This is a genomic window from Marinomonas sp. 63XJN7_9_ISO-PGPR-S23-217 (assembly GCF_056173515.1).
Window position 1 is genome coordinate 1792450 of record NZ_CM149678.1, and the last position, 25798, is coordinate 1818247.

A 25798-nucleotide genomic window follows, 5' to 3' on the forward strand; every position below is an offset into this window, starting at 1 on the left:
GTATGAGGCACAGAGCTTTATTAAAGTAGTGTTCTTATCATGGTATAGTCACTAATAGGATAATAATGGAATATACACCAGAGCAGCACCTTGCCGTATTTTTAAAGAAAAAACGCCAAAGCATTGAGCCGATGTCGTTGGGCTACGATACTGCGCGGCGGCGTACACCAGGATTACGACGTGAAGAAGTTGCTCAGCGTGCTCATATTAGTGTGACTTGGTATACATGGCTAGAGCAAGGTCGCGGTGGTGCTCCGTCAGAAGAAGTGCTATCTCGTATTGCAAAAGCGTTATTGCTGACCGATGCAGAAAAAGAATATCTGTATCTCACGACGTTAGGGCACTTACCTAAGACTGAGTATCAATTATCTGAGGCGATTACGCCGCAATTACAATCCATTCTTGATGCTTTAAGCCCTAACCCAGCGATTATTCGTAACTTATCGTGGGATGTGCTTGCTTGGAACGACGCTGCTACAGCGGTGTTAACGGATTACCCATTATTGGCCCCAGAAGACCGAAATATTATGCGATTGTTCTTTTTAAAAAATGAAGTGAAAGCACACAGTCGTGATTGGGTTGATACCGCTAATTTAATTGTCAGTGCTTTTCGTACCGATATCGCTCGATTAGGAGAAACGGAGCATACGGAGCATACGGAGCAATTGTTGGTTGAATTGTTGGAACGCAGTGACGTGTTTAAAACACTTTGGACATCACAGCAAATTAGTCATTTCAATGAAGGCGTGAAGTGCCTAAATAAACCAGAAGTAGGGGAAATTTCCCTTGGGTATTCCTCCTTTAACATTTCCAGTAGGCCAGAGTTAAGTTTGATCGTTTATACGCCTCAATCTGAAGCCAGCTTGGCTAAGGTAAAACAGCTTATCGACGATTGTAAAAAATAAGGCTAGCGAGAGACTAGCCTATGACGGTACTTCACCTTTAAACATTAGAAGCATCGGTTTTGTTGATGATTAGAGTTAGGCAAAGCGCTTTTCTAAATAGCGAATAATCTCAGAGGATTCGTACATCCATTCTACCGTTCCCTCTTTTTCTATGCGTAAACACGGTACTTTTACTTGGCCACCCCCTTCAAGTAATTCTTGACGGTGCTTTGATCCTTCTGGGGCATTGCGTTTTTCAATAGGGAGATTCAACTTATATATCGCTCTGCGCGTTTTGGTGCAAAATGGGCAGGCTGCGAACTGATAGAGCGCGAAATGTTTCAGCTCATTGTTCACTTCTTGTTGCTGTTCAGGGGCGCGTTTTTTCTTTGCGCCGCGGGTAACAAGGTCAAGGGCAATAATGATGTAGCCCAATAGATTACGGATTAAGTTGATAACTATTTTCATGGGGGTGACTCGCATTTTGTCTAATCAATATGGAAGGGTAAATTTTGCTCATTCTAGCGGTAAACGGGTGATTATTTAAGTGCTCGAAGCGAATGTTTTTAAGTCTTCACATTGTTTGTGTCATGATGGCTAGGTCTCACACTGACACTTTAAATTTATTGGAGTATATACATGAATAATAAACTGATTGGACTGATTTTGATTGTTGCTGGTGCCGCTTTAGCCGTATGGGGGTACAACATATATGATGCCGCCACCTCGCAAGTGGCTCGTGCGTTAAGCGGTGACACACCGATGAAGGCGTGGGTGGGTATGGTTGGTGGCGCCATCTGCGTGGTGTTTGGCTTGTCTAGAATGCGTTAAACAAGCATTCGATAGGGAGAAGGGCGAATTAAAATTGGCATTTTATCTGGTTTTTAATATCTGTTTGATATGGTTTTTTTATAAAATGAGCAGGGAGACCATGTGAAGTTTATTTTCATTTTACTGGTATGTTTTGTTAGTTGGCTGCCAACACTTTCGCTGGCGGATGATAGTCGTATACAGCAGGCCTTTGAATTACATCAAAGCGACCTACAAGTGGAGGGGACAGGGCGTGTGGTTCGTATACTGAAAGACGACACCAAAGGGATAAAACATCAACGCTTCATTCTGAAACTTCCCAGTGGCCAGACTCTTTTAGTGGCACATAACATTGATTTAGCCCCCAAAATTATGGATTTGAAAAAGGGCGATACAGTTGAGTTCTATGGTGAATATGAATGGAATCGCAAAGGTGGCGTTCTGCATTGGACCCATCGCGACCCTCATCATCGTCATGTGGATGGTTGGCTTAAACACAATGGCCGTACTTATCAGTAGCCAGTAGAGAATGAAACCTGATTGGTTTTTTGTTGTGATGTTCTCTTATTATCTCCTTATTTTATAAGTTTTAGATGGTTTCGGACGGCTCTTTTTTTCTGTCACAATATAGGGGAATACTTGGAATGAAGCTGATAGCGGTCAGTGAATCTTGTATGGATTCATTATATGTTTGCAGGGCTTATGACTGATTGATCAGCTGGTTGATCACGACTCTAAACAGGAGGTAACAACATGACAGATATCGATATTGGTATTAATAAAGAAAATAGATCCGAAATTTCAGAAGGGCTAAAGTGCCTATTAGCGGATTCTTATACTTTGTACCTTCAAACCCATAATTTTCACTGGAATGTTACGGGCCCTCAATTCCGTGAATTGCATCTAATGTTTGAAGAGCAATATCAAGAGCTCGCGTTAGCGGTGGATGACATTGCCGAACGTATTCGTACCCTTGATGTTCCCGCTCCCGGCACTTATAAAGCCTTCGCCGAGTTAAGCTCTGTGAAAGAAGTTGATGGCATACCGAGCTCAGCGGATATGGTGAAATTGTTAACTAAGGGTCATGAGCAGGTGGTGAAAACTGCCCGTAAAGTCTTAAAAGTAGCGCAAGAGGCGGATGATGAATCCTCTGCATCATTGGTATCCGATCGTATGCGAGTGCACGAAAAAACGGCGTGGATGCTAAGAGCAACCCAAGCTTAATCTTTATTGCACTTCTAAAGCTAGATGCAAAGCCAGCGGTTTGTTTTTCGCTGGCTTTTGTGTATGTGTTAGCTAGATAAAATATTATTAAACAACAAGTTACGCGACTTTTTGTCGTCTAACTTATGAACTTCTATAGCATTGCCTTTAGCAATTGTAAGTATGGTTAAATGGATTGGATAAGGCTGATAGGATTGCAGCCTTATCCATTTTCAATGAACGGTCTGGCACAAAAGCGTTAGCTAAGGTGATGGACTGGCTCCATTCCGTATACGGGTGTGTCTATTCCTTCCATGCGTGCTTTTAATTGCAATGATAGATACTGAGAGTAGTGTCTCGATTGATGTAAATTACCACCATGGAACCAGAGGGCTTCTTGATGCGTCGGTTTCCACATGTTGCGAAGTTCTCCTTCCCATGGGCCTGGATCTTTTGCTGTGTTCGATCCCATCCCCCAACATTTGCCGACTTTGTCGGCGACTTCTTGAGAGATAATTTTAGCCGCCCAGCCGTTCATAGATCCAAACCCTGTAGCGTATACGATTAAATCTGCCTCTAGTTCCGTACCATCCGTGAGTACTACTGACTTGGGTTTAATGTGCTCAATAGAGACACCTGATTTAAGCTTGATATCACCGTTGGCAACAAGTTCTGAAGCGCCCACATCTATATAATAACCCGAGCCACGACGAAGGTATTTCATGAATAGCCCAGAGCCATCTTCGCCAAAATCGAGCAGGAATCCCGCATCCGTTAAGCGTTGGTAGAAGTCTTTATCTTTTTCTGCAACCGCTTGATAAGCTGGAATATGAAATTGTGGCATCACTTTAAAGGGGATGGATGCGAAGGTTAAATCCGCCTTATAGGTAGTCATGCCATTTTCGACGGCTTCTTCTGAATATAAACCGCCAAGAACAAGTTCCATTAATGAGTCAGACTTGATGATATGAGTGGATGAACGTTGGATCATAGTGACATCCGCATCGTTTTCCCACAGGGCACAACAGATATCATGGGCTGAATTGTTACCACCAAGTACGACGCATTTTTTACCTTTATAAGCTTCTCCTCCAGGATGTTGGCTTGAGTGGTGCTGTTCCCCTTCAAAGGTGTCCATTCCAGGAATGTTGGGCATGTTAGGGATGCCAGACATGCCAGTAGCTAGAATGAGCTGCTTAGGATAAAGTGTGAGCTTTTCGCCATTCCTATCGACGTTTACCCGCCATTCTTGTTTTTCTTCATCGAATTCTGCATGTGTACAGTGTGTAGAACCCCAATAGTTTATCTCCATCACTTTGGTGTACATTTCTAACCAATCGCCAATTTTGTCTTTCGGAGTAAAGACGGGCCAGTTTTCAGGGAAAGGAAGATAAGGCATATGGTCATACCATATGGGATCGTGTAATGAGAGTGATTTATAACGGTTGCGCCATGTGTCTCCAGGTTTTGGTAGTCTATCAATAACAATTGTTGGAACGTCAAGTTGGCGTAGACGAGCCGCTAGACCTATGCCGCCTTGTCCTCCACCGATAATTAGGCAATAGGGTTGTTCTGTGTAACCTAGTGTTGCTTCTTCATGTTGGCGTTTTTCAAGCCATGTTTGGCGGTTTTTATTGGCACCATGTTCAGCCCCTTTGGGACGCAGTTTGTTACGTTTTTCTGGGTAGTCTTTAAGCTCCGTCATGGTTGTCAGGAAAGTCCAAGCAAGATCATTGCGTAATCGTAGGTAGGCACGTCCTTTGGCAACCGATGTTTCGAAGGTAATCCAAGCATCAATTACACCGTCCGCTTCAGTGGCATCTTCTTCTAATTGCCAGTTTGTTGGACGAACTCGACTCATGGTTTCGGCAATCATGTCGCTGATGGCGGATTGACCTTCAAGGGTTTTAATGTTCCATGTGAAAGCGACTAAGTCTCTCCAGTAACCATTTTCTTCAAACAGTAAAGCAGCATCGGTGGGGGTATTTGAACGAAGCGTATTCGATAATTTTTCTAGCCAATTCATGACGGCTATATTGGGTTGATGCGTTGTATTCAATGCGGATTGGTTGGTCATATCTATCTCCCATGCAGATTATTATTTTTATTACTGCGCTCATACCAAGCTCAGATTCGAGGATCTTATCCGAATGTTATTGGTTGTAAGGAAATAGCAGCATGCATGCCAATAGAGTGCTTTTATTGTTCTTTTAATTTTACTCATTTGATTTTTCTCGATTTTTTCAAGAGATAGTCACTAATTTGAGATCATTTTTAAGATATTCATGCGCTTAATCATGGTTACACTTGTGATGGTTTCTGATACAGGTGTAACGTTCACTGTGACAAGAATAGAGCGAGTGTTACAGATAGTATTTCTAGATGAGACGGTCAAAAAATAATCGTTGTAAGGAATATAGAAAGCCTGCTTTTTCCAGAGTAAACTCGAAGGCATCTTAAAATAACAATAATAGACAAGAGAGGAGTCTGTATGACGAATACAAGCCAGCAGCGCCGCCATATCGATACAATACTCCGCTACGGTGGCCGCCAAGCTCTGGATAAGCATTACTTCCCCCATGAATTAATCGGACGTTCTTGGCAGCGATGTCTTAGTGAATATGGTTTGGATCCAAGCCAACCAAGACCTGCTCGCATTGTGACGCATCAAATTCTTCGTGAGCATCAAGATTCAGTGGATGAGTTTTTGAACGTCGCAAGAGCGGGGGTAGAGCAGCTTTATACGCAAATAGCGGGCTTGGGTTACGTCTTATTACTGAGTGATTATCGTGGTATTACGGTTCAATTTTTAGGAAGTAAAAATGACGATGAGCGTTTGCATCGAGCTGGTCTGTATTTAGGTGCCGATTGGAGTGAACAATATGCGGGTACTTGTGCTGTCGGGACTTGTATTCATGAACAGCAAGCACTGACTTGTCATCGTGTGGATCATTTTGATAGCTCCCATATTGGTCTGACTTGCACCGCGGCCCCCATTAAAGACCCATCAGGGCAATTATTAGCAGTGTTGGATATTTCGGCACTGGATTCGTCACAGACACCGGATAGTCAAAATTTTGCTTTGCATTTAACTCAGCTCTACGCTCGACTAATAGAGGATGCGTATTTTTTGAGGCGTCATCGGCGTAGCCTAATTTTTAAGTGCGATCAGTCTCGTGAATTGGTTCAAGTAAATGGGCAGTTCTTATTCGCTTTAAGTGAAGAAGGTGAGGTACTGGCAGCAAACACCGCTGGTCGTCGTTTATTATCACAATGCCAACTTATTAATTTGCCGACAGTCTCATTACCCACGCTACTGGAATGCCAGTGGCGAGATATTGTCGCCATCAATTATGAAAGCAAAGATGGTATTCGAGCCTTTCGTTTATCAGGCACACAACAAACGCTGTTTGGCATGCTGATTGAACCTATTATTAATGTGTCTTATCAATCTCATGTTTCAAAAATATTGACGACTCAAGAAGAAGTTGTCCCTCAGCTTGATGACTTGAGTGCGGATGACCCCGCCATGCGTAAAACAATTAGTTTGGCAAAACGGCTACGTCATCGGGATATTAATGTACTGATTTTAGGTGAGACAGGGACGGGGAAAGAAGTATTAGCGCGAGCGATTCATGATAGTAGTCATCGTGCAACGTCACCTTTTATTGCCGTGAATTGTGCCGCGATTCCTGAGTCATTAATTGAGAGTGAACTTTTTGGTTATGTGCCTGGAACTTTTACGGGAGGGCGCGCAAAAGGGGCAAAAGGATTAATTCAGCAGGCGAGTTCTGGCACTCTTTTTCTCGATGAAATTGGCGATATGCCTCTGCATTTGCAGACCCGTTTACTTCGTGTACTGGCGGAAAGACAAGTCATGCCATTGGGGGCGCAACAAGCCATCGATGTTGATATTCGCGTGTTGGCGGCCACCCATTGCAATCTCACTCAGCTTATTAAAGAAGGGCATTTCAGAGAGGATCTTTTTTATCGACTGAATGGCGCGACATTAAATCTGCCTACACTCAAAGCCCGTGCCGATAAATCGTATCTTATTCAAATGCTATTAAAAAAAATCAATCCAGTTGTGAGGTTGCGAGCAGATGCGATGAGTGCATTATTGGCTTACGAGTGGCCGGGTAATATTCGCCAACTCGTTAACACGCTGACCTTTGCAGAAGCCATCTGCGAAACCGATGAAATCTCTATACAACATCTACCTGAAGAGTTTTTTGTTCAGCAATATGACGTAGCAGAGCCATTCATACCGATCCAGCCTGTTGCACCGACTTATGTGAATCCGCAAAAATCACCGATAGACGATTCAGAGCAGCGTTATTTATTGGATTTATTACGGCAGCAGTGTTGGAATATATCCGCCGTTGCGAAACAATTAGGGGTGTCACGACCCACGATATATCGGCGTATGAAAAAACACCAAATAGTTCAGCCAAAAAATCGATGATTCACTGGTGGTTCGTGGTTCTTTTCAGGCCTGTTTTCTTGGTTACTCCATTGGGCAGCAACATCAAGGCAAAGGACTGATGACAGAAATTTTGCAGGCGTCTATTGCTTATATGTTTGAAACGGTGGGTTTAAACCGAGTGATGGCGAGTTATATGCCTGCCAATAAAGCCAGTGGTCGAGTGCTTGAGAAGCTGGGTTTTGAACGAGAATGTTACGCTCGTAAATACTTGAAAATTGCTGGCAACTGGGAAGATCATGTGTTTACTTCGTTAATAAACCCTAATGGTGAGTAAAAGAAATATGGAGTTAAGAAAAGCTAAGTTATCCGATGTCGATCTCTTATCACCACTCTTTCACGACTACAGACAACTTTCTGTCAGTTTGGATAGTACGGCGAGTCTTGAGGAGTCCAAGCGGTGGATAACGGATTGTTTGGTCAATGATGATGGGACGTTTTTATTGGCAATAAAGGAGGGTCGGCTATTCGGCTTTGCGACCTTGTATAAAGGATTTAGCTCGGTGTCTTTGCAAAAATATTGGATCTTGAATGATTTGTATGTGACAAGCGATGCCCGTGGTTTAGGGGTAGGTACTTTGTTGATGGCTAAGGTGGACGACTATGCGGTGCAGACACATTCCAAAGGCGTTGAGCTAGAAACATCGCTTGATAATCGTGTCGCTCAATCGTTATACGAAAAATTGGGATATCTCGAAAACGCTCAGTACAAGCGCTATTTTAAAAAAGTGAGAAAGGATTAGTTTCTCACTTTTTCTATAGGGAGGTTAGGATTATTGCTGAACAGTGGTTTTAAACACTTTTCCTTCCACGCTGACAAATTGTAAAGAGACCGGTTGTGATGTATTGATCTTAGTCTCTTTTGGTAAGTTAAATGACCAAGTGGCTTTTGAACCTAGTTGGCAGCGTATTGCGAAAGCCATGGCTTTACAGCTAGACCAAGGAGCAAATTGATTTTTAATGGTCACGATGTTGGGATTCTTTTAATTGCGTTGCTTGATAAGAGGTCAGTACCGTGCCATTTTGTACTAAATTCACTTGCGTTATATAAGCGCCTTCAGTATCTGGACCTGTGTCAATATAGGTGTTTACATCCAGTTTATCGTTTGTGATGAGCGCTTGAGATAAAGCGACTGAATGGTTAGCACTGTCGATACGCTTACTCAATGGAGTGACGATAGCACCATAGTTATAACCGTAGAAGCCGACAGCAAACAGAATAGATAAGCTTCCCATTACAACTGAGAACTTTTTCAATTGATCGATAGACAATGGCAAAGGACCACTGGTTAACCAGCGAGCCCAGGGTCTATTCTCGAGTTGCTTTTGAAATAGCTGGTCAACGGCGTATATACCGCCACCAGTAATGAGGGTAACGGAGGCAGTAGAAAATCCCAGTGCAGCCATTGTCCATTCATCTAGACATGTGGTCCCCATCCAGCCGAAAATGATCATTAAAGTACAGGCTAAGCCAAGGCTAATAAAAGACAATAGCCGTGTTGCAAAACCAATAATTAATCCGACACCAACGACTAGTTCGACCAAGGTGAAAAAGATGATTGCGGTGTGGAGTAGAGTGCCATGGGCTAGCAACCAGTGCATCACTCCTGTTAGATCAAAGGCTGCACCAGGAGCGGCATGAACCAGTTTATTGGCTAAATAAGCATGAGATGTTGGGTCTAATTTTGCTGGAGCGTAAATTAATCGTCGGCTGGCTCCTCCCCAATATATCCAACCGGAGACGAGTCGAATAGCAAGCGCCATGACGCCCGCTATTTGCCAAAAAGTGGGAGATAGCAACATATTACTATCATTTTTTCCTTGATTAACTTGCATCACACTACTCCATTTATCAGAAGGTATTATCTTAAAATATAAAATGTATTAATATTTTTTTTTCAATAGTTTTAAATGATTGAAATCAACATAAACACTGTAATTACAGTGATATCGTTAACTGTATTACTGCTTTTACATGTAGTTAGTTAATTATATAGCTAATTGGTATTAGTTTATTCTAAAATATTCTTTAATCAAAACGAGGTCAACATGAAGTTTTTAATTTTTCTCGGCTCGGTAAGAGACAGTACACCTCCACGACCTGCTCGCTTAGGTGAACGTGTTGCGAAGTCCTGTATTGCCTGTTTTAACACACATTTTCCTGAGCATGAGATAGCGTTAGTTGATGCGTTGGATTATTCATTAGGGGCTGTTTTTAAACCGCATTTTTCTTATTCGCAGAGCAAAGTCCCGATGCCGTTAGAAGAATTAGCCCAAAAGATAGAGTGGGCGGATGGTTATGTCATGGTGAGCCCTGAATATAACCATTCAATGAGCCCGGCACTTGCCAACTTGCTTAATCATTTTGGTAGTTCTTTGTTCTCTTATAAGCCCAGTGCAATTGTGACTTATTCGGCAGGTCAGTGGGGGGGAATGCGTGCGGCCATTGGTATGCGAACCTTTCTTTCTGAACTGGGCTGTTTGCCGGTTTCCTCAATGATCCATGTACCAAAAGCACAGGAGGTTTTTGACGAAGATGGTGAGACCAAAGATGTTGCCGATCGGTCAGAGTGGTTTGGTTATTTTGCTCGTACGTTTCAACAGCTAGTATGGTGGGCACAAGCAACGACAGATCATCGAGCAAAAGTGGATCCACACAAGATGATTAAGAGCTTTTTGACTGATCCCTCACAACGGAATGCGCCCTAACGGCTTTATAACGAGAGGTACTTTCAATGAAACAGTTGGCTTTTCTGGTAACGGGAGCATCAAAAGGAATTGGCTTTGCTATAGCTAAGAGATTAGCTGATGACGGCCATCATGTTATTGGTTTGGCTCGGCATACTAAAGACATCGATTTTCCGGGAACGCTATTGGCTTGTGATTTAACAGACGTTACGCAGGTAGAAGATGTTTTGCAAACAGTAGATCAGGAGTTTCAGGTTATCGGCATTGTGAATAATGTGGGTATTGCCATGCCACAACCTTTGGAGTCAGTGGACCTATCAGCGTTAGAAAAGGTCTTTGATTTGAATGTTAGAAGCGCTGTTCAGGTTACTCAATTTTTTATAGAGCAAATGAAACAGGAAAAATTTGGTCGTATTGTGAATGTTTGCAGCCGAGCTATCTATGGTTCTCGAAATAGAACTGCGTATTCAGCAGCGAAAAGTGCCTTGGTTGGTTGCACACAAACATGGGCACTAGAGTTTGCAGAATATGGTATTACAGTGAATGCTGTCGCACCTGGTCCGACTGAGACTGAGTTATTTCGTAAAGCACATTCTGTCGGTAGTTCATCTGAAATGGCAGCGATTTCAAGTATTCCAATGCGTCGGCTTGGTCAACCTAAAGAAGTGGCTTCTGCCGTTTGCTTTCTTTTATCAGAAGAGGCAAGTTTTATAACTGGGCAAGTTCTTGCTGTGGACGGTGGTGGCAGTCTAGGTGGCAAATGAAATGTGTTTATTCCGAGGAAGCCCCGTCTCTTTATAGCTGAGGGTAATGGCTTGGGTGTAATCTTCTGCGTATTCCTCTTTGTATTTTAACGTTTTATTAGAAGGAAATAGATTATGTCATCTTCAACATCTGTCGGTCCTTTACATCGCTTGCGTCGCCTTCGGGGGACACAAGCCATGCGTGACTTGGTTAAAGAGCATGATTTTTCTCTCAATGATCTGATTTATCCTCTTTTTATCGAAGAGAGCATTGATAAAGCCATCCCACTCACTAAGTTACCAGGCATAGAGCGTTTGCCAGAAACGGCTTTGGCCCAAGAAACAAAAGACTTATTTGCTTTAGGAATCCGCTATGTGATGCCGTTTGGTATTAGTCATAAAAAAGATGCGATAGGCAGTGATACTTGGGATGATGGCGGCTTACTGGCGCGGATGATTTTGACCATAAAAGAAGCGTGTCCTGAGATGATTGTGATTCCAGATATTTGCTTTTGCGAATACACAGATCACGGTCATTGTGGTGTCGTGCATCATGGTGATGTGGACAACGATGAAAGCGTCAAAAACTTAGTGAAGCAATGCATTACGGCAGCGCGGGCAGGAGCCGATATGTTAGCGCCTTCGGCTATGATGGACGGTCAAGTGCTGGCTATTCGTCAAGGTTTGGATGACGCTGGCTTTAAGCAAGTGGGCATCTTGGCCCATTCCGCGAAATTTGCATCGTCTTTTTACGGACCGTTTCGTGAAGCGGTCGAAAGTGAATTGAATGGTGACAGAAAGTCATATCAATTGGATTGCGCTAATGGTCGTCAGGCGTTGCAAGAAGCCTTACTGGATGAGCAAGAAGGCGCAGACATTTTGATGGTGAAACCGGGAACCCCTTATTTGGATGTTTTAGCCAATTTACGTCGAGAAACACATCTTCCATTGGCCGCTTATCAAGTGGGTGGCGAATACGCGGGTATTAAGTTTGCTGCGTTAGCGGGTGCGCTGGATGAACAGCAAACGGTATTTGAAACTCTAGTGGGCTTTAAGCGAGCCGGGGCGGAGTTTATTGTTAGCTACTACGCCAAACAGGTTGCACAATGGCTGGCAACTGATCGACTTGTAAAATAGAGGAAAGCGATGAGTTCCCAGTCTATAACCGTCAGTTTGGCGCAAATTCCTGTTGTTAAAGGAGCGGTTGAAGAAAACCTTACAACACACCTTTTTGCTATCGCTAGGTCTGCGGCGATCGGTGCAGATTTGGTGGTGTTTCCTGAGTTATCACTGACAGGATACGAGCTAGAGTTGGCTGCTGGTCTTGCTTTTCATGCTCATGCACCGGAGTTTGCTGTGCTATCTAAAGCGTCTATTGAGAACAATATTATTGTGATCGCAGGCTGCCCTTGCGCGGTGGAAAAGGGTAAGCCAACCATCGGTGCTGTGATTTGTTTTCCTGATGGCCGGATTGAGCATTACGCTAAGCAGTATTTGCACGATGGAGAAGATCAATATTGTTCTATTGGCACTAAGGATTATGTGTTCTTAGTTGGGAATTACCGAGTGGCCTTAGGGATTTGTGCGGATTTTTCGGATGCTCGTCACCCTGCGAGGGCGGCTGAAAAATTGGCGGATCTGTATGTCGCCAGTGCATTGATTTCAGAATCTGGCTATGAGGCGGATGCTAAGATTTTGTCTCACATTGCGGCTCAGTATCAGATGCCTGTTATGCTCTCAAATCATATTTCTCAAACGGGTGGCTGGCAGGCGTTTGGTCACAATGCCGCTTGGGATTCGTCTGGTCAGCTGGCTGTTTCATCTAATAGTAAAGAAGCTTGTTTTGTATTGTGCGAAATTAGCTCTCATGAGGTTTCTCAGGTCAATATTATTGATTTGCTTGATGCTGACAGATAATGGTTTGCCTGTTTCATACCTTTAAGCAGTAAAAAGATAGTTAGGAAAAGCGTTTCTGCTAGACGAGAAGCGCCTTGCTTTTTTAGAGTCAAATATTGATAGGTAAAGGTATACCTTAATCAAGCTGGATCTTGTGTGATATGACGACGTGTCGTGATTCGGAGCGTGATGATGGCTATAATGATCAGAGTAATAATCGCGGATCCATAAATAGTCACGGTTGGTATTAAACCAATATGTTGTGCCAATATGCCTGCACCAATAGCGGGTAAACTAAAAGCAAGGTAACTTTCTATATAATAAGCAGCCATAAGACCCGCACGTTGGCGCGGCTCTGCGAGAGGCATCAAACTTCTCAATATACCCAGAAAACAGCTTCCAAATCCCAATCCCGCAAAGGTAGAGCCGACTAGCATAAGCCAAGTGATATGTAGGTTAGTACCTGAGATGATGAGTGTTACCCCTGAACAAACCAAAAGTGCACCACGGTAAAGAATATGATGGGTGGCATGGTTGCGGAAATAAGCAATAGATATTGCGCCCGATACAGTTAGCAAGGAGACGGTTAAGCCCCCTAGTAAAACCGAACTTGAGCCTGTTGCTTTAATCACAATAGAGGGCATTAAAGAAAGATAGAAACCACCTAGCCCCCACGTAGAAATATTTAACGGGCTAATGGCCATAAGCATCGCTCTGGCTTGAGGTGGCACCAAAATACTGGGCTTTAGGCTTTTTAACGCACCGGGATGAACGTCCGCCGTTTCTGGTGTTATCCAAATGAGTAGGGCTTCAATCATTACTATGATGAATAATAATTCATAGATTAAGTGCATTGGATAAGGTGCAAACACAACCAACAAGCTGCAAAGAATTGTACCAATAGCCATGCCGCCTAACGGTGTGACGCTATTAATTAAAGCTCCACGCTGCTTGTTAACATCCAATAAGGCTGCGCCTATAGAGGATGTGGCAATCCCAGTGGCCAGGCCTTGCACTAACCGTGCTGCTATTAGCCAGTCAGTATTACTTGCTTGGTGAAAAATAATAATGGCAGCCAATTCACCCATTAATGCTGTGCAAATGGTTGGTCGTCGGCCTATATGGTCAGATATTTTTCCGCCAATAAGCAAAGCGGCTAATAAGCCAAAAGCGTATATCGCGAAAATCATGGTCAAAGTTGTAGAAGAAAATTTCCAAGTCTCTTGGTAAAGGTGATAAAGCGGGGTAGGTACGCTGGAAGCACCCATAAAAGTCGCTAGGATAGTACCGTGTAAAATAGGTGTTGCTCGGTTTTCCTTTGGTAGACTGGGTGATACATGATTCGACATAGTAGGGCCTTCACGTTAACATTGATTTTTAGCTTTAATAATCAGATATGTCATTAAAGCAAATAATTAGCTTTTAATAAGATATCATTTGTTTTTCACTAAAGCAAATAATTAGCTTTAGTGAAAATAAATATTGTGTTTAACTTGTGGATGAGAAGAGATTATGTCGCATATGCGTGAAGGATTAAGGCCTGGAGGCCGAAGTGCCAGAGTACAGATAGCTATTCATAAAGCTGTCAATGAGCTGATTGCTCAGATAGGGAGTGACGCTATAACTGTGCCAATGATTGCTAGTCATGCAGGCGTCACCCCAACGACTATTTATCGGCGCTGGGGTGACCTTTCAACCTTGTTAGCGGATGTGTCGTTGCAGTCGTGGCAGCCAGAAACCCCACCGGCTGACAAAGGAAGCCTTAAGGCAGATTTGTATCATTGGTTTGAAGAGTTTTTAGATGAAATGTCGTCTGGCCCTGGTCGACAGGTTCTTAAGGATGTGTTGGCATCTCAGCAAAAGGATCAAGCAGCACGTTGTTGTGGTTTCACTTTGCAGCAGGTCCAGCATATTTTACAACGAGCTAAAGAACGTGGTGATCGTTCGATCCCGACTGTCGACGATATCTTAGATGGTATAATCGGTGGGCTTATTTACCGTATTACTTTTTTGCAAGAACCACCATCTGTTGACCATCTTCATCGTACAATTGATCGAGTGCTTTCAATAGCTCGATCATCAGACCAAGAACAGAGTTAAATAGTATTTCTGTTCTTGGCTCTTATTTTTTGAACTTACATGATTACTATTTTTTAAAATAGTAGCGGGCGATGATTTCTTTTTGTTGACCCCACTCATCGGCAATACCGATACCAATACCCACAATTTCACCTTGGGCTTCTGGCGGATGTTTCTTCATTTTCATATTGAAACTGGCCAGTTTTGGGCTTTTTTCGTTTGCTAGCAGAGTCAAATGGGGCTGGAAGTTTTGGAAAACGTTCGGGCTGCCATAGCGTTGGAAGGCGGCAAGCTTGTTAGGGTAGTTTTTTACCCAACCTGGTAGAGGCGCATGCTTATCTCGCAATGGTTCAATAGCGAGGGTCACTTCGTCTGCAAGACGTTGAAGTTTGCTTGAGTCATCTAGATTGATAAAGGCCCAGTTGCCTTTCGTGACAGTCAGTCCATTCGCTTTAATCGGAAAAGGGCGATACTGTGTGGCTATCTGCTTAACGGCTTTTTCGATAGCGGATTTCGCGTTTTCTGGAAAATTGGTCAGGTAGAGTGTGGCATGTACTGGCATGCCTTTTTCGTAAAAGGTGGTGATGCCTTCTTTTTTCAAGGCGTCACTGGTGTGCTTGACCAGTTCAGTAATGGGTTTAGAGGGAATCGCAAAGACATCCATACTGATGCTGTCTGCGAAAGCGCTGGTGGATAAGCCGATTGCCCCGATCAGAGCGATTTGCCCCAATGTTCGTTTTATAATCTGTTTGTTTTTAAACATGTCGATTCCTTGTACTGAATAGATAGGACCAAATCTTGGGAAAATGCAAATAAGTCGTCTAAGCCCTATATGCCTACACGGAAATAGGTCATTAGGAGTAAACACTATTATGATGAAGACTAGATGACGTTAGCAAACAGTAATGTCATTATTCTCAAAGACAATCCTCCTTTGATAAATCATCAAAAGAGGATTGAGCATAAAGAGAGGCGTTTAAATCAGGTTAGGCAGGCACATTGTTCTTGGCGTAGGTCTTATTCCCTATAACAAACAGGGCTAGAAAAATAACCAGACCAATGAGTTGTAGCCAAAGCGAAAAATGCGGCCACAGCATTAAAATGGCGGCAATTAGTGCTAACACTCTAGTGGGGATAGGCAGCTTGTCTTCCAAATAGCCTTCCATGGCAGCAACGAGAGCGTACATGCCGAAGATAGCAAAGATCGTTAGCCTGATCAGTGTTTCTGTATCGCCGCCAATTAATGGAGTATAGGCCATCAAGAGCGGCACGATATACAAACCTTTAGCCAGTTTCCAAGCGGTTAACCCTGTCCGCATAGGCGGTGTTTTGGCAATGGCTGCGGCGGCAAAGGCAGTCAAACAGACAGGTGGGGTGACATTACTGTCTTGTGATAACCAGAAAATGATCATATGCGCCGTTAACAATGTCATAGCGACGGTATTGGCGCCGAGTGCTTGATCCATCAGCATGCCCTTAAAGTCAGCAGGGACTTGCGCTAATAACGCAGAGGCTTGATCCATCGGCATGCCCTCAGCCAGTTTGCTGATTGACGTCGGATCCACCAGCATAAAGACCGCATGGGCGGCTTGTGGCAAGGTGCCATTGCTCATCATTTCTAATAGCTGACTTTGGGCGATCAAGTTAAAAATAGCGGGCGCAGACAGTGTGCCTAATACAATATAAGAGGCGGTGACGGGTAAGCCCATTCCGAGCACCAAAGACGCGATGGCAACTAATATGATGGTCAATAACAAGCTGCCACCAGACCAGTCTGAGATGAGGAGAGAGAAGGTATTGCCCACACCTGTGGTACTAATGACATTGACTACTAAGCCAATGCCTATTAGTAATACGGCCGTTGTAGACATATTTTTGGCACCTTGTGCCATGGCATCAAGAATACGTATTGGTCCCATGCGGTGTGTTTTGGACAACCAAGACGCGGCAATGACCGCGAGAATCCCCACGCCTGCGGCGTAGGTCGGTGTATAGCCTTTGATTAAGAGGGCAACTAATACACCTAGGGGAACGATATGATGCCAACCTTCTTTTAGCACCTGAGATACCGGTACACCAACGACTGCGGTACTGGTTACCTGACTGCGTTTGGCTTCAACCCGTACAAAAAATCCCACGGATAAAAAGTAGAGTAGGGCAGGAATGGCGGCGACTCCAATGATGGTGACGTAGGGCACTTGAGTATACGAGGCCATGATAAACGCACCAGCCCCCATTACTGGCGGCATAAGCTGTCCACCCGTTGAGGCCGCCGCTTCGATGCCCGCCGCGAAGCGTGCAGGGAAGCCCGCTTTTCTCATCAAAGGAATGGTAATGACGCCTGTGGAGACAGTATTGGCGACTGAGGAGCCTGATACCGAGCCCATTAGTCCAGAGCCTAATACCGCGACAAAGCCAGGGCCGCCAATCATTTTGCTTGCCAAAGAGCGAGAAAGGTCGATGATGAAGTCGCCTGCCCCGGATTTGACAAGAAAGGCCCCGAACAAAATAAACATAAAGACGAAGCTCCATGATATCCGCGAGATCGGGCCGAACATGCCATCGGTACTAAAGAAGCTGCGATATAATAGTGTTTCAACGCTGAGCCCTGGAAATGAAAATGGGCCTGCCAGCCATTTCCCCCACCAAACAACATAGGTGAGAGCGACGAGAATTAACAAAGGAATAAACCAACCACTGGTTCGTCGAATGAGTTCTAATGCCAGTAATATTGAAACACTAGAAACGATCCAGTCGCCTGTATCGAAGGTAACCCCTCTGGCGTAAAGGGCATCTTCAAAAAACACGATATAGAGCACCATGACAATCAGGGCCAGTACAATCAAGGTGTCGAAAAAAAGCGCCAGCTTGCTGTCTCGCCATTTAGGGCGAGCAGGCACTAGTAAAGCACATAATGCACCAAAACCAGCAAAATGAAAGGAAGATACCCATAATTCGGGTAGGGTGCCGATGGTGTTAATGTAAACATGTGCTACGGCAAGAAAAATACTTAACGCAAAGACAACACGGTTGAGCCAATGGCCTGAACGGTGTTGGGTTTCAAAATCGTCTAAATTGATCTCATTGTCAGGTGATGAAGGAGTTGGTGAGCTAGCGTTAGAGGAAACAGACATAAAACAGTTACCTTTGTTGCAAACAGGATCAGGTCTTTGTTCAGCACTTTTATTCGTGCTTATAAAAGACAGTAGGGCTCTCTGGTAAAAAAACACACTGTCTAACGGTTGGTTCGCAAGTTAGGCAGTGTGTGTTGGTCATTTTGATCTGATTTTAGCGTAATGACGCTTATTAATTAGCAATGAGTTCAGCAGGGATCTTAATTCCTTGCTCACGATAGTAGCGAGCAGCTCCAGGGTGTAATGGAACTGGTAAGCCCGCAATGGCTTTTTCTATCGCCATGACCTTGGTCGCTTTATGAATGGCGCTGAGATAACCTAAATTTTCATACAAGTATTTGGTTAGATGATAGATATCGTCTTCCGATACGTCTGCTCGTGTTGCCAAAAAGTTAGGTTGAGCAATGGTATTAATCGGTTTACTTTGGCTTGGGTAGGTGTTTGCTGGGATGATGTAGCGTGTCCATAAGTTATAGCGGCCATTGGCTTCTTTCATCTGTTTATCCGTGAAATCAAGCACGGTCACTTTATCACCCATAGCGGCAAATAGACGGGTTACTGCGCTCACTGGTACACCCGCCGGGGTGTTCATGCCATCAATGTTGCCATTTTGGATGGCATCTGCACTGGAGCCATAGCCCATATAAGCTAGGCTAAATTTATTAGGATCGATACCAAGTCCTTTTAAAATCTGTCGGCCAGAGCCTTCGGTACCAGAGTTTTTGCTACCAATTGAAAATTTATGGTCGGTATTTTCGAGGCTTTTTAAATCGCTAACGGTGCCCGTTTTGGTTAGGTTGCTTCTCAAGACAAAGTGCTCAACATTCTGCCAGAGCATTGTGACTGAGCGCAGTTCTTTTTGTTTGCCAATTTTTTCGTATGGACCTTCACCATTCCAGGCCCAGGCACCGTATAGACCTTGCAAAATACCAAACTGTGCTTGGTTCTCGCCCATCAGCTTGATGTTTTCACCAGAACCTGCGGAACTGATGGCAGACAATGAAAAGTGATATTTAGGCTCAAGTTTTACTTTACTCAACGTGGCAATCGCCACGCCAACAGGGTAATAGGTTCCTCCCGTAGAGGCTGTAGCAAGTATGTAGTCTTTATTGGCCGCAGAGGCGTTCATGGCGCCGAAGGTAAGCGTAGCGAGAGCGGACGCTGTTAATAGGGCTTTTGATGCGAAGGCTAATTTCATCTTATTATTCTCCAATTAAAGCGTTGAATCGATTAGTCTATTACTAATTTTGTGAGCAATAGCCAGATTAGTAATTGTATTTTTTATTTGTTTTTGCGTATTGTTTTCGATTTCTTTAAAGAGGGTATGACGTTTGTTGGTTAAAAATCAAGATATAAATGTTGTGATGTTTGATTTAGGGAATGTTCTCGTGGATCTTGGTAGTATCGAGCAGATGCATACCATGCTGAATACTCAAGGGGATATCACCGAGGTATGGCTAAAGTGGTTGAGATCTCCTGCGGTTGCAGCGTTTGATTCTGGTCGTATTTCTTTCGATGAATTTGCCGAAAGGCTTCCTAAAGAGGTCGGTACGGATATGGATAAGGAGACTTTTAAGGCGCGTTTTAAAGCATGGCCTAAGCAATTATTCGATGGTGCCCTTGCTTTGGTTGATTCGGTCAAGCCCCATTATCACAGGGCGATTTTATCGAATACGAATGCTGCCCATTGGCCTCGATTGATGAATGAGATGGGGCTAGCGGGGCATTTTCATAGTTACTTTGCGTCCCATTTGATTGGGGAAGTGAAGCCTGAGCCTAGTCTTTATCGGCATATCTTAAATGCATTACAGGTCTTGCCTGAGAGCATATTATTTGTGGATGATAATCAGGTAAACGTTGATGCAGCAAAAGCCTTAGGTATACAAGCTCATTTAGCTCGAGGTGTTGAAGAGGCGAAATCGGTGTTGAGTTCCTATAATGTATTATTGGGGCAATAAACATTATGCTATTAACAACCGAAGCGTATCTCTTCCCTGTTTCTAGAGTAAGTCTGGTGTGGGGTAAAATAATAACTTTAATAGGGTGTTTTTATGCGAACTTTTGACGGACGATCTTCTGGTATTTATTCTCGCTCTCGACCGACGTACCCAGCGGAGTTGTACTATTGGTTATCCCAGCAGGTTAGAAATACGGATGTGGTTTGGGATTCTGCCTGTGGCACTGGGCAGGCAGCCATTGACCTTGCGGCGTATTTTGATCGAGTGGAGGCCTCGGATATCAGTGAGTCACAAATTGCCGAAGCGACCCCCCATCGAAAGGTTAATTATCAGGTGTTCCCGTCTGAAAAAACGCACTATCCAGATAACTATTTTGACGCGATTTGCGTCGGTCATGCCCTGCATTGGTTTCATCTTGAGGCGTTCTGGCAAGAAGTGCAGAGAGTAATAAAACCGGGTGGGTTATTTGTTTGTTGGGGGTATAACTGGCTCCAAGTTGGAGAGCAAGAGGATGCGGTGATTGCTCAGCATGTGCTGCCTCATCTTTCTTCTTATTGGCCACAAGAAAGCCGTTTGCTTTGGGAGCAGTATAAAGATATTCATTTCCCTTATGAGCCCATTGAAACCCCTTCGTTCGATTTGCAGTGTAATTGGACCATGCCTCAAACCATGGATTTTATGCGCACTTGGACGGCCTCTCAGTTGCGTATTCAAGACAAAGGTGATGATTTTTTGGTACAGGCTAACCAAATTCTATCTACTGTCTGGAAAAACCCAACCCAAAAGAAACGCATCACCTTACCTTTTTTTGTAAAAGCGGGAAAAATTAGATAACCTGAATCCATTAACTTATGGGTGCAGTTTTAATGTTTTTAAACATAGTGTTCGTTCAGTAGGGTATCGTCGTAAAAGCACTTTTAATACTGGTTAACTATGTGTACTGGCTAGCGCTGAGTGCTTTTTCGATGACGAATACTATTACGCCATGTTAACGGAGCGTTAAAGGTTCGGGTTTCTGCTTTTCGATGATTGTCGAGCGCACTTTCTAATAATTCGCTGATGGCGTCGGCAATTTCACTAAGTGGTTGAGAAAAGGTGGTTAATTGATAACCGTACCAGCCAGCTTGCTCGATGTTATCGAAGCCTAATACGCACAAATCTTCAGGGATTCTCAGTCCAAATTCGTGGCGAGCAACGTCCATAACCCCGCAGGCAATTAAATCCGTCACACAGAATACACCGTCTATTGGAGTATCTCTAGACAGTAATTGCCTCGCTGATAGAGCGCCAGTTTCGTAGCTGGTGGGGCCATCACGTCGTAATTCGCAAGCTCGGCCCGAGTCTTTTGCCGCCTGGATAAAAACATTCTCTCGCTTAATCAAACTTGGAGATTGTATCGTCGAGGAGACGACGGCAAAGTGTTGACAACCTGCCTCAGCCATTAACTGATATGCTTCAACGATAGCTGCTTGAACATTGACGGTAATGTGATCGGGGCCTTCGAATTGCCCCTCACGATTGACTAATATGACATGCTGCCCTGCCTGCAGGCAGGTTTCAATTAATGAAGCGGGTGGGGTGCCAGACAGAACAATGGTTGCGGAGGCTCGGTAATTGAGGGTTTGCCGAATCGCATCGGTGGAGCTATCTTGGTCACCAGAACTGTTAATCACCATAACCGCCCGACCGGCTTCTTGCAGGCGTTTTGTGATGGCATTCAATAAGCTAGCTTGATAAGGCGCTTTTAAATCTGCTCCTAAAATACAAACGGGACGGCTGCGCTCATTGGATAGTCCTCGGGCTAAGTGGTTGACATGATAGTTCAACTCTTTTGCCGCTTTCAACACTCGTTCCCGAGTCGCCGCCGACACACTGGCCCCTGGGGTGAACGTGCGAGAGACAGCAGAGCGGGACACGCCCGCCAACTTTGCGACTTGTGTCGCATTGGCAATATTCTTTACCGACATACAAGTGAACCGTTATTACGTTTGATTATACTGCTTAGGTTATTCGTCATTGGCATCAAAATCGACCTCTCGGAGTCGCTTTTCCATTTTTGCGGCCCGTTCCGCCAAGCGAATGAGTTCCGGTTTAGGGGTTTCATACCATTCATCAGGGTGAAGTTCACGCTTCTCACGAATATGGTTGATAGCGGCCTCCAAGGTCGGGTAGCGTTCTGGCATTTCTAAATGCAAAAATAAGGCGACGACTGTTACGGAGCGACTCCGGCCGCCACGGCAGTTAACCAAAATATTGCCTTTTTCTCGGACCTTGTAGGAGGGTTTAACTGGTAAGACTTGTTGCAAAGACGAACGCATTAAGTAATACGCTGCTAACATCAAGGTGTCTGGATTACCTGGTCCATCAATTAAGCCGACTTTATAGTAGCGCACTTGGCTTGATCCATATTGATGCAAATGCTCTGGAATGTTGTCTTCTGTATAGTGCACCATGTTAATGTCTAGATTCACGGCGCAGTTAAGCACGACTTTAATATTGTGTTTTTCGAGTAATAAGGGGTCGGCTACTCCCGTTGAGCCACCAATATAGACATCGATACCCCAGCCCGGGATATTGCTTTCAATTAAGCTTATTGGCGGGCGTGGGTAATGAGGTGCTTTCTTCTTAGTTTTTTGCGTGTTGTCTGGTGCTGTCATGTGTTGTCTCTTGAAGCATTTCCAGTTTCCTCCCCTTTATTAAGGGGAGGAAACTGGGGGTTAATAGGCTCTTAATTCAATACTGCTTGCTTTGGAGATAGCGTCGGCCAATGCGTTGGTTGTCGCAATAATGGGGCCACCATTGACAATCTCGTCATGGTTTTTAGGGAATTTACCAATTCTGCCACCCGCTTCTTCTACCATTAGAAGTCCGGCCAAGCAGTCCCAAGCTTGCATATGTTGTTCTACGTATCCGTCTGTGCGACCTTCGGCAACCCAAGCAAGGCCGAGGGCGCCAGAGGCGCCCCGACGAATATTGACCCCCGTTTGAAGCAGTGAGTTGGTTATATCGAGAAACGTTTGTGTTGAGAGACGATTGGACCAGCCTAATTCGATGGTGGCACTTGCCATACTTTGCATGTTTGAGACACGTATAGGTTGATCATTTTTGGTGACATAGCGACCACGACGAACACGGTAGAGTTCATTGCTGGCGGGGTTATAGATGGCTCCGAGATGGGTGATGCCTCGATGAACGAACGCAATAGACACACAAAAATGCTCAATACCTCGAGCAAAATTGGCGGTGCCGTCAATGGGGTCAACGACCCAGAGAGAGGGCGTTTCAACAGACCCCCCCGTTTCTTCTCCAAATAGTCCATCGTGTGGAAATTGGTTGAACAGGGCATCACGAATGTATTCTTCTACTAAGGCATCTGCTTCCGTTAGAAAGTCTTGTTGGCCTTTTAGGGTGAAATCTCCTTGGCGGCGGCTTTTGAAATGTTGTAGAGCCAAATTACCCGCTTTTTGGATGATGTTTTTTAGCGCTATTTCCCGTGTTGTTATATCGTCTATCATTTGGTTCATGTCCTTAATGATGCCTAGAAAAAAGGGAATGAGGGAGTCCCATTCTCAGTAAATAATTATTTGTGGTAGCTCAAGCTCCAAAGATCTTGCCAGTCTTGGCGACTTTGCCAATCTGAATCGGCACTGGAAGCCTCATATCCCATGATTTGATTACGTACCTTGCCAACGCCGGATGGTTCGTTTTTGGGCAGGCTAACAGTTTGGTTGGTCGACATTTTGCCATCGATGCTTTGCGGTGCGATGCCTTGCGCTGTCATTACGTAATGGATAAAGAGCTTGGCGGCATTTGGACTTTGAGACCCTTTGACAATCAGTCCTAGGGTTGGGTAACTCCAGCCACTAAAGGGGACCATATTTTTACATAAGCCCAGTTTCATTCCATCTTTGTTTTTCCGAAACTTAGCGGTACTGATTAAACCGACAAAACTGTTGGTGACATCTGGTGCACCAATGGCCGCAGCGGCAGCAGTATCTGAGCTGGTTAATAGGGGACCATTTTCTGCAAGTGCTTTAACAAAGGCGGCCGTCGCACTGCTCTCATCGGTTTTTAATGGTTTACCAAATTCTGCCTGATAGGCAGCGGCTACGGCCTTGTCATGATGGGTAGCCATTTGGTTAAACCAGTCGGTATAAGCGGGTTTGCCTAATGGGTCTTGCATGGCGACTTTACCGCGCCACTTAGGTTCGGTTAATTGCCATATATTGGTGATTGGGCAGGTTTTATACAGTTTGGTATTGTACGCCCAGACATTGGGGGCAAGAACCACTGTCAGAGGGTGTTGATAGTTAGCAGGAATGTGTTTCGCCAAGTCGGGTGGTACCCAGCTTTCTACATAGCCTTTAGAGAGCAGCTGTTCGATGCCCGCTGGAGCATCCTCTAATAATATGACGCCAGTTTTGACGTTATGAGCTCTGGCTTCGCGAGAGACGATTTCCAATATTTGTGGCGCCTTCGCTTTGACCCCAGTGGCATGAAGACCATACTTTTTGTCAAACGCTTTGGCTTGTTTAACAATCTTCCCTGTTGAGGCATATACGATAAGAGGGGGCTCTTGTTTGGCTGCTTTGACCAAGGCTTGCAAGTCAAATGAATCCGCTGCAAACGCGCAAACAGAAGAGACTGACAGCGTGCAGGCGATCAAGGCGGTCAGTCCGTTTTTTGTTGATAATTTCATGGTCATCTCCTAGGTCTAAAGTTGAAGGTCTATACCCTGTGATTCACTGGCTGATTAAGTGGGTGATGGGGCTCAACGGTACGCTTGGATTTGAGTTGATTGGATCGATTTAGTCGTCTTAGGGGTTCATCTTGGAGCGTATCGATCGTTAGTCGACGGTGGTTTTGAGCGAAAAAGTGCAAAGCTTGTGCTGGTAAAAAGGCATTAACTTGTTCCTGCACACGCCAGGATGGGCGCTGTTGTGTTGAGTGGAACAGACGGCTGCTACCATAACTTAACTCAATGACCCAGCTGCCACCTGTTGGCATGATGTTTTCTATGGTCATCGGAATGGTATGACTATGTGGCCTGTCACTTAAGACAATTTCTTCTGGGCGGATACAGCAGGTGTCTGCATGCGCGCATTCAGGTAGTCGTGCGAGGATATGATCCGCCACTTTGTCGAGGGAGTCGGTTGCTTTGCTAAGTTCGATCATATTGATCTTGGGGTTCCCGATAAATTCGGCAACAAAGCGATTTTGCGGTGTTGCGTAGATTTCATCGGGGGTGCCGATTTGCTGTAGCGTGCCTTTGTCCATTACAGCGATGGTATTGGCAAGCGTCATGGCTTCCCACTGGTCGTGGCTGACGAATACAATAGTGGTGCCGAATGTTTCGTGAATGCGGCGTAATTCGGCTCGCATTTCTAGGCGCAGTGTGGCGTCTAAGTTGGAAAGTGGCTCATCTAATAGCAAGATACCTGGGTTCACCGCTAGCATGCGAGCTAAGGCAACACGTTGCTGTTGCCCACCGGAAAGTTGTGATGGGTAACGGTTTGCGTATTCCGCGATGCGTAGCTTTTCCATAACATCTTGGCAGCGCGCGCGGCGTTCTTCTGCTGGTAGCTTTTGTATACGCAAGCCAAAGTCCACATTGCGTTCCACTGTCATATGAGGCCAAAGTGCATAGTTTTGGAACACTAAGCCAATCTGACGTTGTTCTGGGGGTGTAAAGTGCGACTTATTGACGGAGTCAACGACTGAACCTCCTAGTATGATTTCCCCAGAGCTGGCATGCTCAATGCCTGCGATCATGCGTAAAATCGTGGTTTTGCCACAACCAGAAGGGCCAAGTAAGCACATAAACTCGCCATCGGCGATTGTGATATTGATGTTGTTGACCGCTGGTGCAGCATTCTTTCCATAGGTTTTTGTTAAATTTTTCAGTTCGATAGTTGGCATA

The 25798-nt window shown here is 44.6% G+C and carries 27 protein-coding genes; 14 read left to right on the forward strand and 13 right to left on the reverse strand.

Annotation, left to right across the window (positions count from 1 at the left end; translation table 11 throughout):
- Window positions 1-65: 65 nt before the first annotated feature.
- Window positions 66-905 (forward strand): helix-turn-helix transcriptional regulator, encoded by an 840-nt coding sequence (locus AC0VYI_RS08470; RefSeq protein WP_475448654.1) that lies wholly within the window; start codon window positions 66-68, stop codon window positions 903-905.
- Window positions 906-980: 75 nt separating this feature from the next.
- Here the strand turns inward: AC0VYI_RS08470 and AC0VYI_RS08475 are convergent, their stop codons facing one another.
- Entirely contained in the window at window positions 981-1352 is a 372-nt protein-coding gene (locus AC0VYI_RS08475) for a glutathione S-transferase N-terminal domain-containing protein (RefSeq protein WP_475448656.1), read from the reverse strand.
- 171 nt (window positions 1353-1523) lie between these two features.
- Here AC0VYI_RS08475 and AC0VYI_RS08480 point away from each other — a divergent pair, with 171 nt between their 5' ends.
- From AC0VYI_RS08480 to AC0VYI_RS08490, 3 genes are all read left to right on the forward strand, one after another.
- Window positions 1524-1715: a DUF3185 family protein gene (locus AC0VYI_RS08480; protein WP_199477220.1), complete on the forward strand. Its 192-nt coding sequence runs from the start codon at window positions 1524-1526 to the stop codon at window positions 1713-1715.
- A gap of 102 nt (window positions 1716-1817) precedes the next feature.
- Window positions 1818-2213, forward strand: a complete 396-nt coding sequence (locus AC0VYI_RS08485; protein ID WP_475448658.1) for a DUF3465 domain-containing protein — start codon at window positions 1818-1820, stop codon at window positions 2211-2213.
- Between the two features lie 234 nt (window positions 2214-2447).
- Window positions 2448-2918, forward strand: coding sequence for a Dps family protein (locus AC0VYI_RS08490; protein ID WP_199477222.1), 471 nt, complete (start codon window positions 2448-2450; stop codon window positions 2916-2918).
- A gap of 238 nt (window positions 2919-3156) precedes the next feature.
- On the opposite strand, the gene AC0VYI_RS08495 is transcribed toward AC0VYI_RS08490, so the two are convergent.
- Window positions 3157-4974 (reverse strand): flavin-containing monooxygenase, encoded by a 1818-nt coding sequence (locus AC0VYI_RS08495; protein ID WP_475448660.1) that lies wholly within the window; start codon window positions 4972-4974, stop codon window positions 3157-3159.
- A gap of 414 nt (window positions 4975-5388) precedes the next feature.
- Here AC0VYI_RS08495 and AC0VYI_RS08500 point away from each other — a divergent pair, with 414 nt between their 5' ends.
- From AC0VYI_RS08500 to AC0VYI_RS08510, 3 genes are read left to right on the forward strand one after another with little or no spacing between them, the layout of a single operon-like run.
- The gene (locus AC0VYI_RS08500; protein ID WP_475448662.1) at window positions 5389-7362 is read left to right on the forward strand and encodes a sigma-54-dependent Fis family transcriptional regulator; all 1974 of its coding nucleotides are present in this window, start codon (window positions 5389-5391) and stop codon (window positions 7360-7362) included.
- Window positions 7363-7369: 7 nt separating this feature from the next.
- On the forward strand, window positions 7370-7657 hold the full coding sequence (locus AC0VYI_RS08505; protein WP_475448664.1) for a GNAT family N-acetyltransferase: 288 nt from the start codon (window positions 7370-7372) through the stop codon (window positions 7655-7657).
- Between the two features lie 7 nt (window positions 7658-7664).
- Window positions 7665-8123 (forward strand): N-acetyltransferase family protein, encoded by a 459-nt coding sequence (locus tag AC0VYI_RS08510; protein WP_475448666.1) that lies wholly within the window; start codon window positions 7665-7667, stop codon window positions 8121-8123.
- 30 nt (window positions 8124-8153) lie between these two features.
- Here AC0VYI_RS08510 and AC0VYI_RS08515 read toward each other — a convergent pair whose 3' ends face one another.
- Entirely contained in the window at window positions 8154-8348 is a 195-nt protein-coding gene (locus tag AC0VYI_RS08515; RefSeq protein WP_475448668.1) for a hypothetical protein, read from the reverse strand.
- Entirely contained in the window at window positions 8338-9216 is an 879-nt protein-coding gene (locus AC0VYI_RS08520) for a TQO small subunit DoxD (RefSeq protein WP_475448670.1), read from the reverse strand. Before AC0VYI_RS08520 ends, AC0VYI_RS08515 begins: the two co-directional genes overlap by 11 nt.
- Window positions 9217-9429: 213 nt before the next feature.
- Between AC0VYI_RS08520 and AC0VYI_RS08525 the strand changes: the two genes are divergently transcribed.
- From AC0VYI_RS08525 to AC0VYI_RS08540, 4 genes are all read left to right on the forward strand, one after another.
- Complete coding sequence (locus tag AC0VYI_RS08525; RefSeq protein ID WP_475448672.1) at window positions 9430-10089, forward strand: NADPH-dependent FMN reductase; 660 nt, start codon at window positions 9430-9432, stop codon at window positions 10087-10089.
- Between the two features lie 26 nt (window positions 10090-10115).
- Window positions 10116-10832: an SDR family oxidoreductase gene (locus AC0VYI_RS08530; protein WP_475448674.1), complete on the forward strand. Its 717-nt coding sequence runs from the start codon at window positions 10116-10118 to the stop codon at window positions 10830-10832.
- Window positions 10833-10946: 114 nt separating this feature from the next.
- Complete coding sequence (gene hemB, locus AC0VYI_RS08535; protein ID WP_475448676.1) at window positions 10947-11948, forward strand: porphobilinogen synthase; 1002 nt, start codon at window positions 10947-10949, stop codon at window positions 11946-11948.
- Between the two features lie 9 nt (window positions 11949-11957).
- Window positions 11958-12728 carry a carbon-nitrogen hydrolase family protein gene (locus tag AC0VYI_RS08540; RefSeq protein WP_475448678.1) on the forward strand — a complete coding sequence of 257 codons (771 nt, stop codon included), beginning with the start codon at window positions 11958-11960 and terminating at the stop codon, window positions 12726-12728.
- Window positions 12729-12847: 119 nt separating this feature from the next.
- On the opposite strand, the gene AC0VYI_RS08545 is transcribed toward AC0VYI_RS08540, so the two are convergent.
- Entirely contained in the window at window positions 12848-14056 is a 1209-nt protein-coding gene (locus AC0VYI_RS08545; protein ID WP_475448680.1) for an MFS transporter, read from the reverse strand.
- A gap of 163 nt (window positions 14057-14219) precedes the next feature.
- Between AC0VYI_RS08545 and AC0VYI_RS08550 the strand changes: the two genes are divergently transcribed.
- Window positions 14220-14807: a TetR/AcrR family transcriptional regulator gene (locus AC0VYI_RS08550; protein WP_475448682.1), complete on the forward strand. Its 588-nt coding sequence runs from the start codon at window positions 14220-14222 to the stop codon at window positions 14805-14807.
- 46 nt (window positions 14808-14853) lie between these two features.
- On the opposite strand, the gene AC0VYI_RS08555 is transcribed toward AC0VYI_RS08550, so the two are convergent.
- The 3 genes from AC0VYI_RS08555 to AC0VYI_RS08565 form a co-directional block, all read right to left on the reverse strand.
- Entirely contained in the window at window positions 14854-15549 is a 696-nt protein-coding gene (locus AC0VYI_RS08555; protein WP_475448684.1) for a 2'-5' RNA ligase family protein, read from the reverse strand.
- A 223-nt stretch (window positions 15550-15772) separates the two neighbouring features.
- Window positions 15773-17920 (reverse strand): TRAP transporter permease, encoded by a 2148-nt coding sequence (locus AC0VYI_RS08560; protein WP_475448686.1) that lies wholly within the window; start codon window positions 17918-17920, stop codon window positions 15773-15775.
- A gap of 172 nt (window positions 17921-18092) precedes the next feature.
- A complete protein-coding gene (locus tag AC0VYI_RS08565; RefSeq protein WP_475448688.1) occupies window positions 18093-19118 on the reverse strand; it encodes a TAXI family TRAP transporter solute-binding subunit in 1026 nt (341 codons plus the stop codon).
- A 133-nt stretch (window positions 19119-19251) separates the two neighbouring features.
- On the opposite strand from AC0VYI_RS08565, the gene AC0VYI_RS08570 reads away from it, so the two are divergent.
- On the forward strand, window positions 19252-19878 hold the full coding sequence (locus tag AC0VYI_RS08570) for an HAD family hydrolase (RefSeq protein ID WP_475448690.1): 627 nt from the start codon (window positions 19252-19254) through the stop codon (window positions 19876-19878).
- A gap of 93 nt (window positions 19879-19971) precedes the next feature.
- The gene (locus AC0VYI_RS08575; protein WP_475448692.1) at window positions 19972-20712 is read left to right on the forward strand and encodes a class I SAM-dependent methyltransferase; all 741 of its coding nucleotides are present in this window, start codon (window positions 19972-19974) and stop codon (window positions 20710-20712) included.
- Window positions 20713-20822: 110 nt separating this feature from the next.
- On the opposite strand, the gene AC0VYI_RS08580 is transcribed toward AC0VYI_RS08575, so the two are convergent.
- From AC0VYI_RS08580 to AC0VYI_RS08600, 5 genes are all read right to left on the reverse strand, one after another.
- Window positions 20823-21845: a LacI family DNA-binding transcriptional regulator gene (locus AC0VYI_RS08580; RefSeq protein ID WP_475448693.1), complete on the reverse strand. Its 1023-nt coding sequence runs from the start codon at window positions 21843-21845 to the stop codon at window positions 20823-20825.
- Between the two features lie 39 nt (window positions 21846-21884).
- Window positions 21885-22535 (reverse strand): dual specificity protein phosphatase family protein, encoded by a 651-nt coding sequence (locus AC0VYI_RS08585; protein ID WP_475448695.1) that lies wholly within the window; start codon window positions 22533-22535, stop codon window positions 21885-21887.
- Between the two features lie 60 nt (window positions 22536-22595).
- Entirely contained in the window at window positions 22596-23393 is a 798-nt protein-coding gene (locus AC0VYI_RS08590; protein WP_475448697.1) for an inositol monophosphatase family protein, read from the reverse strand.
- A gap of 65 nt (window positions 23394-23458) precedes the next feature.
- Window positions 23459-24577 carry an ABC transporter substrate-binding protein gene (locus AC0VYI_RS08595; RefSeq protein WP_475448699.1) on the reverse strand — a complete coding sequence of 373 codons (1119 nt, stop codon included), beginning with the start codon at window positions 24575-24577 and terminating at the stop codon, window positions 23459-23461.
- A gap of 29 nt (window positions 24578-24606) precedes the next feature.
- Entirely contained in the window at window positions 24607-25797 is a 1191-nt protein-coding gene (locus tag AC0VYI_RS08600; protein WP_475448701.1) for an ABC transporter ATP-binding protein, read from the reverse strand.
- Between the last annotated feature and the right edge of the window lies 1 nt (window position 25798).

Excerpts from the sequence above, each read along its gene's own strand:
- AC0VYI_RS08550 (WP_475448682.1), top strand. The coding sequence starts at position 14,220 with ATGTCGCATATGCGTGAAGGATTAAGGCCTGGAGGCCGAAGTGCCAGA.
- AC0VYI_RS08495 (WP_475448660.1), bottom strand. The coding sequence starts at position 4,974 with ATGACCAACCAATCCGCATTGAATACAACGCATCAACCCAATATAGCC.
- AC0VYI_RS08565 (WP_475448688.1), bottom strand. The coding sequence starts at position 19,118 with ATGAAATTAGCCTTCGCATCAAAAGCCCTATTAACAGCGTCCGCTCTC.
- AC0VYI_RS08580 (WP_475448693.1), bottom strand. The coding sequence starts at position 21,845 with ATGTCGGTAAAGAATATTGCCAATGCGACACAAGTCGCAAAGTTGGCG.
- AC0VYI_RS08600 (WP_475448701.1), bottom strand. The coding sequence starts at position 25,797 with ATGCCAACTATCGAACTGAAAAATTTAACAAAAACCTATGGAAAGAAT.
- AC0VYI_RS08470 (WP_475448654.1), top strand. The coding sequence starts at position 66 with ATGGAATATACACCAGAGCAGCACCTTGCCGTATTTTTAAAGAAAAAA.
- AC0VYI_RS08530 (WP_475448674.1), top strand. The coding sequence starts at position 10,116 with ATGAAACAGTTGGCTTTTCTGGTAACGGGAGCATCAAAAGGAATTGGC.
- AC0VYI_RS08500 (WP_475448662.1), top strand. The coding sequence starts at position 5,389 with ATGACGAATACAAGCCAGCAGCGCCGCCATATCGATACAATACTCCGC.
- AC0VYI_RS08490 (WP_199477222.1), top strand. The coding sequence starts at position 2,448 with ATGACAGATATCGATATTGGTATTAATAAAGAAAATAGATCCGAAATT.
- AC0VYI_RS08555 (WP_475448684.1), bottom strand. The coding sequence starts at position 15,549 with ATGTTTAAAAACAAACAGATTATAAAACGAACATTGGGGCAAATCGCT.
- AC0VYI_RS08525 (WP_475448672.1), top strand. The coding sequence starts at position 9,430 with ATGAAGTTTTTAATTTTTCTCGGCTCGGTAAGAGACAGTACACCTCCA.
- hemB (WP_475448676.1), top strand. The coding sequence starts at position 10,947 with ATGTCATCTTCAACATCTGTCGGTCCTTTACATCGCTTGCGTCGCCTT.
- AC0VYI_RS08520 (WP_475448670.1), bottom strand. The coding sequence starts at position 9,216 with ATGCAAGTTAATCAAGGAAAAAATGATAGTAATATGTTGCTATCTCCC.
- AC0VYI_RS08480 (WP_199477220.1), top strand. The coding sequence starts at position 1,524 with ATGAATAATAAACTGATTGGACTGATTTTGATTGTTGCTGGTGCCGCT.
- AC0VYI_RS08585 (WP_475448695.1), bottom strand. The coding sequence starts at position 22,535 with ATGACAGCACCAGACAACACGCAAAAAACTAAGAAGAAAGCACCTCAT.
- AC0VYI_RS08545 (WP_475448680.1), bottom strand. The coding sequence starts at position 14,056 with ATGTCGAATCATGTATCACCCAGTCTACCAAAGGAAAACCGAGCAACA.
- AC0VYI_RS08590 (WP_475448697.1), bottom strand. The coding sequence starts at position 23,393 with ATGATAGACGATATAACAACACGGGAAATAGCGCTAAAAAACATCATC.
- AC0VYI_RS08595 (WP_475448699.1), bottom strand. The coding sequence starts at position 24,577 with ATGAAATTATCAACAAAAAACGGACTGACCGCCTTGATCGCCTGCACG.
- AC0VYI_RS08575 (WP_475448692.1), top strand. The coding sequence starts at position 19,972 with ATGCGAACTTTTGACGGACGATCTTCTGGTATTTATTCTCGCTCTCGA.
- AC0VYI_RS08475 (WP_475448656.1), bottom strand. The coding sequence starts at position 1,352 with ATGAAAATAGTTATCAACTTAATCCGTAATCTATTGGGCTACATCATT.
- AC0VYI_RS08510 (WP_475448666.1), top strand. The coding sequence starts at position 7,665 with ATGGAGTTAAGAAAAGCTAAGTTATCCGATGTCGATCTCTTATCACCA.
- AC0VYI_RS08560 (WP_475448686.1), bottom strand. The coding sequence starts at position 17,920 with ATGTCTGTTTCCTCTAACGCTAGCTCACCAACTCCTTCATCACCTGAC.
- AC0VYI_RS08540 (WP_475448678.1), top strand. The coding sequence starts at position 11,958 with ATGAGTTCCCAGTCTATAACCGTCAGTTTGGCGCAAATTCCTGTTGTT.